The organism is Pantoea sp. R13S299 (genome assembly GCF_048515925.1).
In the GTDB taxonomy this organism is placed as follows: Bacteria; Pseudomonadota; Gammaproteobacteria; order Enterobacterales; family Enterobacteriaceae; genus Pantoea.
Genome location: NZ_JBLYEF010000001.1, coordinates 1,819,947 through 1,835,095, shown reverse-complemented (window position 1 = coordinate 1,835,095; position 15,149 = coordinate 1,819,947). Strand labels below are relative to the sequence as shown.

Annotated in this window: 14 protein-coding genes, 1 pseudogene and 1 riboswitch; of the genes and pseudogenes, 6 read left to right on the top strand and 9 right to left on the bottom strand. The window is 53.5% G+C overall.

The features are described 5' to 3' along the window. Window positions 1-101: 101 nt before the first annotated feature. The 3 genes from ACN1CO_RS08850 to metG all read right to left on the bottom strand — a co-directional run bounded on the left by ACN1CO_RS08850 (window position 102) and on the right by metG (window position 3,435). Complete coding sequence (locus ACN1CO_RS08850) at window positions 102-794, bottom strand: CidB/LrgB family autolysis modulator (RefSeq protein ID WP_090959457.1); 693 nt, start codon at window positions 792-794, stop codon at window positions 102-104. Next, window positions 787-1,179: a CidA/LrgA family protein gene (locus tag ACN1CO_RS08845; protein WP_419138651.1), complete on the bottom strand. Its 393-nt coding sequence runs from the start codon at window positions 1,177-1,179 to the stop codon at window positions 787-789. The genes ACN1CO_RS08850 and ACN1CO_RS08845 overlap by 8 nt, the downstream gene beginning before the upstream one ends. A gap of 222 nt (window positions 1,180-1,401) precedes the next feature. Further along, window positions 1,402-3,435 carry a methionine--tRNA ligase gene (gene metG / locus ACN1CO_RS08840; protein WP_419138650.1) on the bottom strand — a complete coding sequence of 678 codons (2,034 nt, stop codon included), beginning with the start codon at window positions 3,433-3,435 and terminating at the stop codon, window positions 1,402-1,404. 177 nt (window positions 3,436-3,612) lie between these two features. Here metG and apbC point away from each other — a divergent pair, with 177 nt between their 5' ends. Next, a complete protein-coding gene (gene apbC / locus ACN1CO_RS08835; RefSeq protein ID WP_283547542.1) occupies window positions 3,613-4,725 on the top strand; it encodes an iron-sulfur cluster carrier protein ApbC in 1,113 nt (370 codons plus the stop codon). Here the strand turns inward: apbC and ACN1CO_RS08830 are convergent. Further along, window positions 4,722-5,177, bottom strand: coding sequence for an N-acetyltransferase family protein (locus ACN1CO_RS08830; RefSeq protein WP_419138649.1), 456 nt, complete (start codon window positions 5,175-5,177; stop codon window positions 4,722-4,724). The genes apbC and ACN1CO_RS08830 overlap by 4 nt on opposite strands. Window positions 5,178-5,412: 235 nt before the next feature. Between ACN1CO_RS08830 and ahpC the strand changes: the two genes are divergently transcribed. Both ahpC and ahpF read left to right on the top strand, forming a co-directional pair. After that, window positions 5,413-5,976 carry an alkyl hydroperoxide reductase subunit C gene (ahpC, locus tag ACN1CO_RS08825; RefSeq protein ID WP_090959470.1) on the top strand — a complete coding sequence of 188 codons (564 nt, stop codon included), beginning with the start codon at window positions 5,413-5,415 and terminating at the stop codon, window positions 5,974-5,976. A 71-nt stretch (window positions 5,977-6,047) separates the two neighbouring features. Continuing rightward, complete coding sequence (gene ahpF / locus ACN1CO_RS08820; protein WP_419138648.1) at window positions 6,048-7,616, top strand: alkyl hydroperoxide reductase subunit F; 1,569 nt, start codon at window positions 6,048-6,050, stop codon at window positions 7,614-7,616. Between the two features lie 60 nt (window positions 7,617-7,676). Here ahpF and ACN1CO_RS08815 read toward each other — a convergent pair whose 3' ends face one another. Together ACN1CO_RS08815 and ACN1CO_RS08810 are read right to left on the bottom strand one after the other, a co-directional pair. Next, window positions 7,677-8,636, bottom strand: coding sequence for an AEC family transporter (locus ACN1CO_RS08815; RefSeq protein WP_419138647.1), 960 nt, complete (start codon window positions 8,634-8,636; stop codon window positions 7,677-7,679). 97 nt (window positions 8,637-8,733) lie between these two features. After that, window positions 8,734-8,931 (bottom strand): hypothetical protein, encoded by a 198-nt coding sequence (locus tag ACN1CO_RS08810; protein WP_419139004.1) that lies wholly within the window; start codon window positions 8,929-8,931, stop codon window positions 8,734-8,736. A gap of 419 nt (window positions 8,932-9,350) precedes the next feature. Here ACN1CO_RS08810 and ACN1CO_RS08805 point away from each other — a divergent pair. Then, window positions 9,351-10,469 (top strand): annotated as a pseudogene (locus ACN1CO_RS08805) (IS3 family transposase). Window positions 10,470-10,607: 138 nt separating this feature from the next. Here ACN1CO_RS08805 and ACN1CO_RS08800 read toward each other — a convergent pair. From ACN1CO_RS08800 to ACN1CO_RS08790, 3 genes are read right to left on the bottom strand one after another with little or no spacing between them, the layout of a single operon-like run. Next, window positions 10,608-11,030, bottom strand: a complete 423-nt coding sequence (locus ACN1CO_RS08800; RefSeq protein ID WP_419138646.1) for a hypothetical protein — start codon at window positions 11,028-11,030, stop codon at window positions 10,608-10,610. Then, window positions 11,011-12,390: a PAAR domain-containing protein gene (locus ACN1CO_RS08795; RefSeq protein WP_419138645.1), complete on the bottom strand. Its 1,380-nt coding sequence runs from the start codon at window positions 12,388-12,390 to the stop codon at window positions 11,011-11,013. Before ACN1CO_RS08795 ends, ACN1CO_RS08800 begins: the two co-directional genes overlap by 20 nt. Further along, window positions 12,390-12,860 carry a PAAR domain-containing protein gene (locus tag ACN1CO_RS08790; protein WP_419138644.1) on the bottom strand — a complete coding sequence of 157 codons (471 nt, stop codon included), beginning with the start codon at window positions 12,858-12,860 and terminating at the stop codon, window positions 12,390-12,392. Before ACN1CO_RS08790 ends, ACN1CO_RS08795 begins: the two co-directional genes overlap by 1 nt. 560 nt (window positions 12,861-13,420) lie before the next feature. Further along, window positions 13,421-13,517: riboswitch (TPP riboswitch) on the top strand. A gap of 34 nt (window positions 13,518-13,551) precedes the next feature. On the opposite strand from ACN1CO_RS08790, the gene thiM reads away from it, so the two are divergent. Then, window positions 13,552-14,340 carry a hydroxyethylthiazole kinase gene (thiM, locus tag ACN1CO_RS08785; RefSeq protein WP_419138643.1) on the top strand — a complete coding sequence of 263 codons (789 nt, stop codon included), beginning with the start codon at window positions 13,552-13,554 and terminating at the stop codon, window positions 14,338-14,340. Next, complete coding sequence (thiD, locus tag ACN1CO_RS08780; protein WP_419138642.1) at window positions 14,337-15,137, top strand: bifunctional hydroxymethylpyrimidine kinase/phosphomethylpyrimidine kinase; 801 nt, start codon at window positions 14,337-14,339, stop codon at window positions 15,135-15,137. Before thiM ends, thiD begins: the two co-directional genes overlap by 4 nt. Window positions 15,138-15,149 lie beyond the last annotated feature (12 nt).

Genomic DNA, 15,149 nt, shown 5'->3' with positions numbered 1-15,149 from the left:
GCAGGGCGATGTGCCAGTCACCGGTTTATATGTGATCCACATCGCTCTGACAATGTAACCTGTGTTGCATGTTTCAACTTTGCGAGATCTCTCGCAAACTTTCAGCCAAACCAGTGCATCAGCAGCGGAAAAATAAACGGCGCCAGCAGTGAGGTGATGATGCCGCAGATCACCAGCGCCAGTGAGCTGAATGCGCCTTCCTGGTAATCGAGTTCGGCAGCGCGCGCCGTGCCGAGGGCATGTGACGCATTACCAATCGCTAGTCCGCGCGCTGCTTTAGATTTCACGCCCAGCAGATTCAGTACCGTGTGTCCGAACACCGCACCCAGTACCCCGGCAATCAGCACACAGATGGCGCTGATAGCAGGAATGCCGTGCAGCGAACCGGAGACGGCCATTGCAATCGGCGTGGTGACGGATTTAGGCACGATAGTGGCGGCAATTTCAGGCGTGGCACCCATCCACAGGGCAATGGCGGTGCCTGACGTCATGGCGGTCAGGCTGCCGATAAAACAGACGCCAATAATCGACTTCCAGCGGGCGCGGATCTGATGCATCTGCTCATACAGCGGCAGGGCCAGCGCAACCACGGCCGGTTGCAATAGCTGATTGAGAATCTCACTACCCGCGAAATAGCGCGAGTAGGGCAGCTGTAACAGTAGCAGTATCGGGATAATAATCGCCATCGCGACCAGCAGCGGATTAAGCAGCGAAATTTTTAGTCGTATTGCCAGCTTGCGCGCCAGAAAAAAGGCCGCCAGCGTCAGTGGCAGTGACCACCACATTTCACTCATCGGCAGACTCTCCGGCCGGACGGCGGCTGTGAAGCTGGTGGGCGCTTACGCCAACAATGGAGAGGACCAGCAGGGTGCTGACGACGCAGGAGACAACGATGGGGCCAAACTGCGCGGAAAGAATATCGGTGTAGCTCATCACCCCGACGCTAATCGGCACAAACAGCAGCGCCATGTAGCGAATCAGCAGATGGCAGCCCGGTTTCACCCAACTGACCGGCAGGATCTGCGAGGCCAGCAGCGCGAACAGAATTAACATCCCAAGGATGCTGCCGGGCAGTTTAATAGGCAGCAGCGAAGCGATGCCGATGCCGGCGTATAAGCAGAGATAAATGATGATAAAGGCGCGAAGATAACGTCCGCAGACAGACAGCACGGTGAGCATGGCAGGCTCCTGTTTTCACTGAGCTTCATCATACGCATTAACCGCTTAGCGTGCTAGCGATCACATTTATGCGGCGATGTGGCAGGACCAGGCCAACAATTGCGGGAAACGAAGCGGGATGGGGAAGTGCGAAGACAGAGGAGGAAAGATAACCCTTCGCGCCAGAGAGAAGGCGCGAAGGGTTACAGCAGCACTGCGCTAAGCGGTTTAAGCCGCCAGCTATTATTTAACCGGCATACCCGGCACAGCACCGCTGTCGACGGACAGCACGAACAAATCTTTTCCGCCCGGACCCGCTGACAGCACCATGCCTTCGGAAATACCGAAGCGCATTTTACGCGGCGCGAGGTTGGCCACGATAATGGTCATTTTACCGACCAGCACAGAGGGATCAGGATAGGCGGCGCGAATGCCCGAGAAGATCTGACGCTTTTCACCGCCCAGGTCGAGCTGCAGACGCAGCAGCTTGTCTGAACCTTCAACCAGCTCCGCCTGCTCAATCAGCGCGACGCGCATATCGACTTTGGCGAAATCATCGATGGTGATGGTCTCACCGACCGGCGCATCGGCCAGCGGGCCGGTTGCAGCCGGTGCACTCGCTGCGGCAGCATCCTCTTTCGAGGCTTCAATCAGTCCCTCAACCCTCGCCATTTCAATGCGGCTGTAGAGCGCTTTGAACGGCGCAACCTGATGATCCAGCAGCGGCTGCGCAATGGCATCCCAGCTCAGTTCACAGTTCAGGAAGCCTTCTGCACGGGCGCTCAGTGACGGCAGCACCGGCTTCAGCCAGGTCATGAGAATGCGGAACAGGTTAATGCCCATTGAGCAGATCGCCTGCAGATCCGCATCACGGCCTTCCTGCTTCGCGACCACCCAGGGAGCCTGCTCATCGACATAACGGTTCGCCAGGTCGGCCAATGCCATGATCTCGCGGATAGCACGGCTGTATTCGCGCGCGGCCCATGCGTCACCAATCTTCTCTGACGCATCCACGAAGGTCTGATAGAGCGCCGGATCGGCCAGCTCTGCCGCCAGTTTGCCGTCAAAGCGTTTGGTGATGAAGCCCGCGTTACGTGACGCCAGGTTAACCACTTTGTTGACGATGTCGGCATTCACGCGCTGGACGAAATCTTCCAGATTCAGGTCGATATCATCGATACGTGAAGAGAGTTTTGCCGCGTAGTAGTAACGCAGGCTATCGGCATCCAGATGCTGCAGCCAGGTGCTGGCTTTAATAAACGTGCCGCGCGACTTCGACATCTTGGCACCGTTAACGGTGACATAGCCGTGTACAAACAGGTTGTTTGGCTTGCGGAAGTTGCTGCCTTCCAGCATGGCTGGCCAGAACAGGCTGTGGAAATAGACGATATCTTTACCGATGAAGTGATACAGCTCGGTGGTTGAGTCTTTGCGCCAGAATTCGTCGAAGTCGATGTCGCCGCGCTTGTCGCACAGGTTTTTGAACGAGCCCATGTAGCCGATAGGCGCATCCAGCCAGACGTAGAAATATTTGCCTGGTGCGTCCGGGATTTCAAAGCCGAAGTAAGGCGCATCGCGGGAGATATCCCACTGCTGCAGGCCCGACTCAAACCACTCCTGCATTTTGTTCGCGACCTGATCCTGCAACGCACCGGAGCGGGTCCAGGCCTGCAGCATGGCGCTGAAGGAGGGCAGATCAAAGAAGAAGTGCTCGGAGTCGCGCAGTACGGGCGTCGCGCCAGAAACCACAGATTTTGGCTCAATCAGCTCGGTCGGGCTGTAGGTCGCGCCACACACTTCGCAGTTGTCGCCATACTGATCGGCTGATTTACATTTCGGGCAGGTGCCTTTCACAAAACGGTCCGGCAGGAACATCCCTTTTTCCGGATCGTAGAGCTGGGAAATAGTGCGGTTCTTAATAAAACCGTTCTCTTTCAGACGACCGTAAATCAGTGCAGACAGCTCACGGTTTTCGTCACCGTGAGTCGAGTGATAGTTGTCGTAGCTGACGTTGAAACCGGCAAAGTCGGCTTCATGCTCGCTTTTCATTTCTGCAATCATCTGCTCCGGCGCAATACCCAGCTGCTGAGCTTTCAGCATGATAGGCGTGCCGTGCGCATCATCGGCGCAGATGAAATAAACCTGATTGCCACGCATTCGCTGATAACGCACCCAAATGTCTGCCTGGATATGCTCGAGCATGTGGCCGAGATGGATTGATCCGTTCGCGTAGGGCAGTGCGCACGTTACCAGAATTTTTTTAGCGACTTGAGTCATAGTTTGCGTAGCTTTCTGTTGATTGAAAAAACGGGCTTAGATGGTAACTGAAGGCTTCTCCTGCGTAAACACAAGGGATTCAGCGCTGCCAGTCGCCGCAGATCCACGAGCATCTGATATCATTGACAATACATCGCTGAAACACAGCGTAAGCACAGCAGAAATAAGGAGCAGGGGATGACAGCACAATCCCGGGAACCGCATACGCCAGAGGGCCTGCGCGCCATAGTAGCGGGCGTATTGAGACGCTTTGAGCATCCGACCCTTAAACAGAATCTCACCGCGCTGAAGGCGCTGCATCATGTGGCGCAGCTTGACGGTACGCTGCATGTGGAACTGCTGATGCCGTTTGCGTGGGCCAGCGGCTTCGACGACCTGAAAGAGCAGGTCAGTGCCGAACTGCTGCGTCAGACTGGCGCAAAAGCTATCGACTGGCGACTCAGCCACGACATTGCCACCCTGAAGCGGGTGAAAAACCAGCCGGGCGTTAATGGCGTAAAAAACATTATTGCGGTCAGCTCCGGCAAAGGCGGCGTGGGCAAATCCAGCACCGCCGTGAACATGGCACTGGCGCTGGCAGCCGAGGGCGCGCGGGTCGGTATTCTTGACGCGGATATCTATGGCCCGTCGGTGCCGAACATGCTTGGCACCCAGGATCAACGGCCAACTTCGCCGGATGGTACCCACATGGCGCCGATCATGGCGCACGGCCTGGCAACAAACTCTATTGGTTATCTGGTGACGGACGACAATGCGATGGTGTGGCGCGGGCCGATGGCCAGCAAAGCGCTGATGCAGTTGCTCAACGAGACGATGTGGCCAGAGCTGGATTATCTGGTGCTGGATATGCCACCGGGTACCGGCGACATTCAGCTGACGCTGGCGCAGAACGTGCCGGTGACCGGTGCGCTGGTGGTCACGACGCCGCAGGATATCGCCCTGATTGATGCCCGCAAGGGCCTGGTGATGTTTGAAAAGGTCAATGTGCCGGTGCTGGGCGTGGTGGAAAACATGAGCCTGCATATCTGCAGTCAGTGTGGCTTCCACGAGCCGATTTTTGGCACCGGCGGCGCGCAGAAACTGGTCGAAGATTACCAGACGCAGCTGCTGGCTCAGCTGCCACTGCACATCGACCTGCGTGAAGATCTCGATGAGGGCGAGCCGACGGTGATTCGCCGACCGGATAGCGAGTTTACCGCGCTCTATCGCCAGCTGGCCGGACGCGTCGCGGCTCAGCTTTACTGGCAGGGCGAAGTCATCCCCGGCGACATCGCGTTCCGCGCGCTTTAAGCCCCACCCGACCCGCTGGCATATTGGGAGGCCAGCGGGTAGTGCATCAACACATAGCCGCCGTGCTCGCCTTCACCCTGCGAAATCATCTTCCAGCCATGCTTCAGGTAAAACGCCTGTGCCGCTTTGTTCTTCTGCAGGCACTTCAGCGCGCCGGTCGAGGTAAAGCGCGCCTCTACCGCCTCAAGCAACGAACTGCCCACGCCGCGGCCCTGCCAGTCAGGATCGACATAGAGGCTGTGCAGGAAGTTATCGTTCTCCAGCAGGCCGGCAAATCCGACGCGCTGGCCATCATCTTCCGCGACCAGTACGGTTTCCCCCAGAATGACGCCATCAAAATCTTCCAGCTGCCACTCGCTGCCGTCCAGCCAGCGCCAGTTGTGTCGTCGCGCCGCCAGAAACAGCGTGCGCAGGAAAGGACGATCGGCTTCCGTAAACGGACGTATCTCCACAGGTCAGCTCCCTTTTAATCCGGTCTTACAAAACTAGCAGCGATTTGCGGAGACGCGCGAAAAGATAAAGCGGGTTAAATGTCACGTAAATCGCTGTACACTGCCTGCCGGGCCAGAGAGCATCAGGCTCTCAGCGTTTGATAGCTTTCGTTTATCAGATTGATAACGACCGCATATTAGATGTTGGCCCGAAAATTATGTAACCTGCATCACATATTTTAACGGAGGCCACCAGATGTCTATTATCAATACCAAAATCAAGCCGTTCAAAAACGCAGCATTCAAAAACGGCGAATTCATCGACGTAACCGAGAAAGACGTTGAAGGTAAATGGAGTGTGTTCTTCTTCTATCCAGCTGACTTCACCTTCGTCTGCCCGACCGAACTGGGCGACGTGGCTGACCATTACGAAGAGTTCCAGAAACTGGGCGTAGATATCTACTCCGTTTCTACCGACACCCACTTTACCCACAAAGCCTGGCACGGTTCTTCAGACACCATCGCGAAGATCAAATACACCATGATCGGTGACCCGACTGGCGCGCTGACCCGTAACTTCGAAATCATGCGTGAAGACGAAGGTCTGGCTGACCGTGGTACGTTCATCGTGGACCCGGAAGGCGTAATCCAGGCAATCGAAATCACTGCTGAAGGCATTGGCCGTGACGCCTCTGACCTGCTGCGTAAAGTGAAAGCGGCTCAGTACGTGGCTTCTCACCCAGGTGAAGTGTGCCCGGCTAAATGGAAAGAAGGTGATGCAACACTGGCTCCGTCTCTGGACCTGGTTGGCAAAATCTAATCCCGCTTCGCCCTTTCGATCATTCTCCAATCGGGTGCTGCGGCACCCGATTTTTTGACCAGGATATCACTATGCTCGACACAAATTTGAAAACTCAGCTCAAGGCCTACCTTGAGAAATTAACCAAACCTGTTGAGTTGATTGCCACCCTGGATGAGGGTGCAAAATCAACCGAGATCCGTGAACTGTTGGTTGATATCGCCGGCCTGTCTGACAAAGTCAGCTTCCGCGAAGAGAACGATCGTCAGGTGCGTAAGCCCTCATTTCTGATCACCAATCCAGGTTCGAACAGCGGCCCGCGTTTTGCCGGTTCACCTCTGGGTCACGAATTTACCTCACTGGTGCTGGCACTGTTACAGACCGGTGGGCATCCGTCGAAAGAAGCACAGAGCCTGCTGGATCAGATCGCGGCGCTGGACAGTGACTTCCATTTCGAAACGTACTATTCACTCTCATGCCATAACTGCCCTGACGTCGTTCAGGCGCTGAACCTGATGGCGGTGATTAACCCGCGCATCAGCCATACCGCTATCGACGGTGGCCTGTTCCAGAATGAGATTCAGGAACGCAACGTGATGGGCGTGCCAGCGGTTTACCTGAATGGTAAAGAGTTTGGTCAGGGCCGCATGAGCCTGGCGGAAATCGTCAGCAAAGTTGACACCAACGCGGATAAACGTGCAGCGGAAGAGCTGAACAAGCGTGACGCCTATGAAGTCCTGATTATCGGCAGCGGCCCCGCGGGTGCAGCAGCAGCTATCTACTCAGCGCGTAAGGGTATCCGTACCGGCCTGATGGGCGAACGTTTTGGCGGCCAGGTGCTGGACACCGTAGATATCGAAAACTATATTTCCGTACCGAAAACCGAAGGGGCAAAACTGGCGGGTTCACTGCGCGCACACGTTGATGATTACAATGTGGATGTGATTGAAAGCCAGAGCGCCATCAAACTGATCCCGGCGGCGAAAGAGGGCGGACTGCACGCCATCGAAACCGCTTCCGGCGCAGTACTGAAATCACGCAGCATCATCCTGGCGACCGGCGCACGCTGGCGCAACATGGGTGTGCCGGGTGAAGAAGCGTATCGCACCAAAGGCGTCACCTACTGCCCGCACTGCGATGGCCCGCTGTTTAAAGGCAAGCGCACGGCCGTGATCGGCGGCGGTAACTCCGGCGTTGAAGCGGCCATTGACCTGGCGGGTATCGTTGAACACGTTACGCTGCTGGAGTTTGCCGGTGAGATGCGTGCTGACCAGGTGCTGCAGGATAAACTTCGCAGCCTGAAAAACGTTGATGTGATTCTGAACGCGCAGACCACCGAAGTGAAAGGCGACGGCACCAAAGTGACCGGCCTGCACTATCTCGACCGTACCACGCAGACCACTCATGAGCTGCCGCTCTCCGGTATCTTCGTTCAGATCGGTCTGCTGCCAAACACCCCATGGCTGGAAGGCGCAGTTGAGCGCAACAAAATGGGTGAGATCATCATCGATGGTAAATGCGAAACCAGCCTGAAAGGCGTATTCGCTGCGGGCGACTGCACCACCGTGCCGTATAAGCAGATCATCATCGCCAGTGGCGAAGGTGCAAAAGCGTCTCTGAGTGCTTTTGACTATCTGATTCGTACTAAATCGGCTGAATAACATCGAGTCAGCCAGACAACAGCCCTTCAGCATCCGTGCTGAGGGGCTTTTTTTAGTCTGTTAATAGCCCGCCAGCGTCATCAGCATCATCCATATCGGCGTCGTCACCGCCGCAAACACCGTTGAAAACAGCATGCTGGCCGCCGCCGGACCGGTAATGACATTAAACTTCTGCGACATCAGATAGACGTTAACCCCGACCGCCATTGAGCCCAGCAGTACCACGACTTTACTCTCCAGCGGCGGCAGATCGGTCAGCCACGCGATAGCCCATACCGTCATCGGTTGCAGCACCAGCTTAAGCAGGCAGATGGTATAGCTTTCTTTTAAGCCATCCCGCACCCGATAGTGCGCCAGGCTCATGCCCAGCGTGACCAGCGACAGCGGCGCTGCCAGCGAAGCCAGCATCTTTAACGGTTCCGCAGCCAGCACCGGCAACGGGCGTTGCAGAAAACTCCAGGCCGTCCCGCTGAGAATGCCGATGATCAGCGGATTCTTCAGTACGCCGATCAGGGTGCGCCAGAGACCTTCCAGCGAGAAACTGCCCTGTTTTGCCCACTCGACCGAAACGGTCAGTAAGGTCCAGAGGATCAGGCTGTTAAATACCAGCACCAGCGCCACCGGGGGCAGGGCTTCTGGCCCGAGCAGCACCGTCGCCACCGGGATCCCCAGCATCACGTTGTTGGAAAAGATGCCGCCCAGCGCAAAGACCGAAGCCGCCACGCCATCCAGATTAAACACTCTGGTTGCCAGCAGCCTCCCCACGATAAACACCAGCAGGCAACTGCCGAAGAAGGCCAGTAACAGGCGCGCATCCACCGGCGGACTTTGCGAGAAGGTGCTCATCACCCGAAACAGCATGCAGGGTAGCGCGACATTAAACACAAAGCGGTTCATTCCTTCGCTGATGCTGGCGGGCCATTTTCCGAGGCGCGTCAGGCAGTATCCCAGCAGGATCAGGATAAACAGCGGGGCTGACAGATAAATTTGATGGCTTAAGCTTTCAAACAGCAGTGGCATAGAGAGAGTCTGGTCAGACGATGATTAGTTATCAGACTAACAAATTGCTAACTAACTGTTAACTGTAATGGTGTCTGGAGTGACCGCAGCCGGGACGCTAGCCGAGCCAGCGACGGGCCTGCTGGTCACTAATATCCCGGTAATAGACGCGGTGAATAATTTCGCCGCAGCCCGGACAATGGGCGGAAATATACGTAGAGAAATAATGTCTGCCATTTGGCGCGACGGCGCCCTGACGTTCAATAATAATGTCCTGCCATCGATGACGGTGTGGAATAAGCGCTAAAAATCGCATCATACATCCTGAATAGTATGAAGTGCCGCTTCAGGAGTTGTTAACTCCATGAAATAGTGTGTTTTTTACGACGATGCTGCGAGCAGGTTAATTATTATGGGGCAACCAGAATAACTGCGGAAAATATTACTTATCGGAGTAATAAACAGAACTACCTATAAAGAGGTATCTCGTTAACCCGCAGCATTAAGCCTTTTTTTGCACCGTCATGAGTTGATCGGGATCATGTGAATTGTTTCAGCTCTGATTATTTGCCGGGCTGGCGTCGCTTGCTTTCGCTGCACAGCTCTCCTATGCTGCAAGCCGTAACACGACTCGGGGTGCCGCTTTCCACACGGAAAAGGGCTGTGACCTGCTCCCCGTTGATTAGTACACCCCGATGTTAGTAATGTCTTCATCTGTAACGTGAGGACATCCCCATGAAGAAGCGGTTTTCCGACCAACAGATCATCAGTATCCTCCGCGAGGCTGAGGCCGGGGTATCTGCCCGTGAACTCTGCCGCAAGCACGCCATTTGCGATGCCACGTTTTACACATTGTGTAAGAAATATGGCGGTATGGAAGTGCCTGAGGTTAAGCGTCTGAAGTCGCTTGAAGAAGAGAACGCCCGACTCAGGAAGCTGCTCGCCGAAGCCATGCTCGATAAGGAGGCGCTTCAGGTGGCTCTTGGGCGAAAGTACTGACGACAGACCAGAAGCGGGAACCGTGGTGTTGATGTGTGGTGCGACCGGTCTGTCGCAACATCGTGCCTGCAGGCTGACAGCTTTGTCACTGTCGACCTGCAGCTATGAAGCGCAGCGTCCGGCGTCGGATGTGCATTTATCAGGGCGCATCACTGAACTGGCGCTTGAACGCAGGCGTTTTGGTTACCGGCGCATCTGGCAGTTACTGCGTTGGGAGGACGTTCACGTCAATCACAAGCGGATATACCGCATTTACCACCTTAACGGCCTGAGCGTAAAACGCAGACGACGTCGTAAAGGGCTGGCGACTGAGCGGTTTCCCCTTCTGCGCCCAGATGTGCCGAACCTGAACTGGTCGATGGATTTCGTCATGGACGCATTGGCCACCGATCGCAGGATCAATTGTCTGACCTGCGTGGATGATTTCACGAAAGAGTGCCTGACGATTAACGCCGCTTTCGGGATTTCAGGCGTGCAGGTTACGCGTATTCTGGACAGCATTGCACTGTTTCACGACAATCCGGCGACGATAAGAACCGATCAGGGGCCGGAATTTTACCTGCCGCGCATTGGATCAATGGACCTTTGAGCATGGCATGGAGCTGCGACTTATCCAGCCGGCAAGCCGACCCAGAACGGATTTATTGAGAGTTTTAATGGACGCTTTCGCGATGAATGCCTGAATGAGCACTGGTTCAGCGATATTGTTCATGCCAAAAAATCATTAATAACTGGCGACAAGATTATAACGAGTGCCGTCCTCATTCATCGCTGAATGAACAGACTCCAGCTGAATTTGCAGCTGGCTGGCGAAACGGGAAATGTGAAGAAAAACCAACCGACATGACTAACTGAAGGTTGTATCTAATCCTGGGGGCAGGTCACGCTATTTGCATACGTTTCCCTTATCCTCGGTTTTTTATGTAATCGATGGTATGGATTAGGAGTGAATAAATAGCCAAGTTCTGCACTTGGCTATTTATTTTATTTCCGTTAAATGAATGGTGGTAAATAGAAAGCTGATAACATCATGAATAGAAAAATAATACCGATGATGGAAAGTCGCACTTTTACACGTAACCAATCGGTGTACTGATTAGGAAGTTCTTTAATAAATCGAATTTGTTCATTATCCATTCCTCTCGTATGGAATGAGTTTTCTTTAAAGTATAATGCTTTAATAAAGAATGCATCACGCATAAACGAGAAAAAGAACCCCCCATCCTGATAAATCAAAACTTCTGCTGGTCTTGCTCCAAATTTATCGACAAATAACGAGCAAAGAGTCATGAATTTTCTCTTGGCTAATTTGTCATAAATCACGTAAGAAGCATAATTAATTATTCCGAGAATCAAAAAGATCCCAGCTATTTCAACTCGATGTATCATCAGAAAATTAATTGCCAAAAACGTCATACAACTGTTCTCCGCCTAATTCCCCAACCGCACTTCCCACTGTGCTACCAGCGTACCCTAAACCAACACCTGCAATAACGGTACAGACAAGCCCGCCAACACCAGCAGTACCAACGCCGATTGCGACGCATAATGGTATAGCCCCGCCACCAGCGAGAACACCGCCACCAGTACCCAAAGCAAAACTACCAATCTCAGTATACTTTTTCTTGGTACATTCAGCTTCGCGACCAACAGAACATGCCTCATGGATTTCGTTAAGAGAATGGAGTCCGCTAAAACCAATGCCTAAATAACCAGTGTAACGCATTGCTTTTACGTATTTAGCTGCCCGTGCGATATGTGTAGCATAACCGTCAATGTCACTAATCCCCGTTTCATTCCATTTGTGGGTAATAGAGCTACTGGACAGGCCGAGTGCATTTTTTATTTTGGTATACTCTCCGAACTTCATAGCTTTATTCAGGAAGTTGACTTTGAGTATGGATTCAAGCTCTTTAAACAACTGGCTACGTCTTATATAAAATTGTTCACCAATTAATGCACCACGAGTTATGTAGGTATTCTTATATGTTTCTTGAATCTCTTTGAGTATTTTTTCGATACTCTCAAAGTATTTTCCAACAGGATCAGCAGCAAGGCCAATTCCATTATCAGCGTAGTTGGTGAAATTTGCTATGGTAGCGTAATGTTTGTGCAGTAAGTTAGCTTCCTCATGCGTCAATGGGGCCAATGCTGCATCGACTTGCGCTTTCGCGGCTTTCATGTGGGCGATCTGTTCGTCGTCCTGCTTATCAGGATCAACCAGAAGCATAATAGAACCGGCTTTGTATCTTTCGTCTGCACCGTTCAGCGTAGCGAATAGCTCTTTGGCTCCTGCCGGTGGGTTTTCGGTGAATAGCAGACGTTGCCACGCTTCTGTAGTCCCTGCATAGGGGAGAACGGCAAAACCTGCGTCGATACCTGTTTTCTTTTTCGCTACCTGGGCGTGTTGTTCCGGCTCTGACTCAATCGGCCCTGGTAGTACAGGCATCTTGACGAGGTGAGATAGATCGGTGTGCGTTACTGTTGGTTCTCCACCCAGTTCGTAATAATCATCCCAATTTGAAGGAACGAACTTCGATTTGCAGGGGCAGGAGCTATAACTGTCCAGAGTTCCGGCAATCCTTTTACCATGTATGTCATCGTCATTAAGCCCGCCGCAAATACGGTAATGGCCTGGATGTTTGCCACAGGTAACTTTATGACCTTCACACGCCATGTCTTTATCGAAAAACTGGTGATCGGTACAACCTTCGAGGATTCTGCCGCCGCAACCAGTCTTATCACCTCTGAACAGAAAGTAACCTTTAGCTGCCATTAGTGCTTACTCCCTGGCATGGTTAACAATCCTTTCGGCAATGTGTCACCTTCTCGGAAGATTAGTCTGCTGCCGGATTGTGGTGTTGAGATTATTTCATCGCCATTATCAAGCATACTTCCAACGAGTGCCGCAGATGCACCCTGCATAATACGTGCTTCACATGCACCTGAAATAATAGTTGCTTCACTGCCGTCAGCGTAAACAGCTTTATCTCCAACTCGTGCCATTTTATAACCGCCAGCTGTACTGCTTCCCGAAGCATTGCGGAGCACTCCGCCGTTAAGGGTAAGGCTTCCTGCTACAGCGAATCGAAAAATGTAGATTAGTGGGCGGCTAACTTGTTTGTTAAAATCTTCAAACTCTTTGCGTATATTGCTGTCACAGCTTGCTATAAAATCTTCGTCGTAGAGTTGTTGTAAAGAGGATTCCCTGAGTTCATGCGTTATCTCGTTAGTGTATTGCTTCATAAGTCCCTTTACTTGTTATGGAAATAATCACGATGGTCATTTTACAAGCAATGGCTACATGAGCAACAAGAATTTGACCTAGTGAAACTGCGTTTCGTAATTGAAAGTTAGTGGATAGAGCGATGCTTTGTATGATTGCTTGAACTATCAAACACGCATTTTGGGCACTTCCGGTTTTTACGTCGGCAATGTCTAACTATCAGGTGCTAATAGTGAAAGCTCGGAGCTTCGAGGATCCCGTGAACGTTAATAAGTTTATTAAGGGAGGCTTACCCTCAAGTAGTTTGTTAATGACGTTTCGGGCTGCACCTGTGAGGTTATAGATCCCGTTCTTTGCTTTATGCTAGTCGCGGATCTGTTTGGGTAGCTTTTCATTCACCGGGCGTTGCCTGTAAAGGCGGTTTAAACCTCAAAGTAATATCTGCTCCTTTTTTATTCTCTGGGGTTGAGGTCAAAAAGGGGGGATACCTATTTTCACGGTGAACAAGCGATAGCTTGAAGGGTCGGCTTGCATCAGTAAGCAACATCTCCTAATCTGGCAAAAAATATAGTGATTCAATCTAAACGACTCGGGGTGCCCTTCTTTGTGAAGGCTGAGAAATACCCGTATTACCTGAACTGGATAATGCCAGCGTAGGGAAGTCTGATGCCTGACCGCATTCGCCTTCTTGTTCGCCGGTTGGGAGCTACGATGACACATCAATCTCAACACCTTTCTGCCGCGCATTTCGCGCCCATCCTGCACACTTTCCGCCGTCAGTCACCGCTGGTGCACTGCATGACTAATGACGTGGTCCAGAACTTCACCGCCAATGTGTTGCTGGCACTCAATGCCTCACCGGCGATGGTGATTGATGCTGAGGAAGCCGCAGAGTTCAGCCGCTTTGCGGATGCGCTGTTGATTAACGTGGGCACCTTAACCCGCGAGCGCCAGCAGGCGATGCAGGTTGCCGTCACTGCCGCCCGTGAGGCGGGCAAACCCTGGACGCTCGATCCGGTTGCCGTTGGTGCGCTGACACTGCGCAGTGACTTCTGCCAGCAGTTGTTAAGTCAGCAACCGGCGGTGATCCGGGGAAATGCCTCAGAGATTCTGGCGCTGGCGCAGCAGGCCAGCGGCGGGCGCGGTGTCGATACCCTGCATCAGGCCGATGCGGCACTTGATGCGGCACAACTGCTCGCCGGGACCTGGAACACGCTGGTAATCGTTACCGGTGAAGTGGACTACGCCACCGATGGTCAGCGAATCCTCGCCATAAGCGGTGGAAGTCCGTTAATGACGCGGGTGGTCGGGACCGGCTGTGCGCTCTCTGCCGTGGTCGCGGGCTTCAGCAGTCTGCCTGGAGATCGGCTGATGAACGTCGCTGCTGCCTGCCAGGTCATGGCCATGGCGGGGGAAAAGGCAGCGGCGCAGGCGTCCGGGCCAGGCAGCTTTGCCACCGAGTTTATCGATGCACTCTGGACGCTGGAGGGGAAATTATGAAGCGGATTAACGCTCTGACGATTGCCGGGACCGATCCCAGCGGTGGTGCCGGTATCCAGGCCGATCTGAAAACCTTTTCGGCTCTGGGAGCCTATGGCACCAGCGTCATTACCGCGCTGGTGGCACAAAACACGCAGGGCGTGCAGTCGGTTTATCGCATTGAACCGGACTTTGTGGCCGCACAGCTCGATTCGGTGCTGGATGACGTACGCATCGACAGCGCAAAAATTGGCATGCTCTCAGAAACGGCCATCGTGGAGCAGGTGGCGTCCCGGCTGAAACGCGCTGAGATCCCCTTTGTGGTGCTGGATACGGTCATGGTTGCGAAAAGTGGCGATGCGCTGCTCTCGCCAGACGCCGTGGCCAGCGTACGTGAACTGTTATTGCCACAGGTCTCGCTGATTACGCCTAATCTGCCGGAAGCGGCGGCGTTGCTGAATTGCGCTATTGCCAAAGATGAGGCGGAGATGCGCGAGCAGGGACGGGCCTTGCTGGCCCTGGGCTGTCAGGCCGTGCTGATGAAAGGTGGTCACCTGGCGGCGGCGGAAAGCCCCGACTGGCTGATTACGCGCTCCGCAGAGCAACGATTCAGTACGCCGCGCGTGAATACCCGTCATACGCATGGTACTGGCTGCACACTGTCGGCTGCTTTAGCCGCGTTGCGTCCGCGCCATGCTGACTGGGCAGCGACGATTAGGGAAGCCAAAAACTGGTTACAGCAGGCGCTATTACAGGCGGACTCACTGGAGGTCGGGAAGGGTATCGGGCCGGTTCACCATTTTCATCAGTGGTGGTAACGGCGAAGGCCC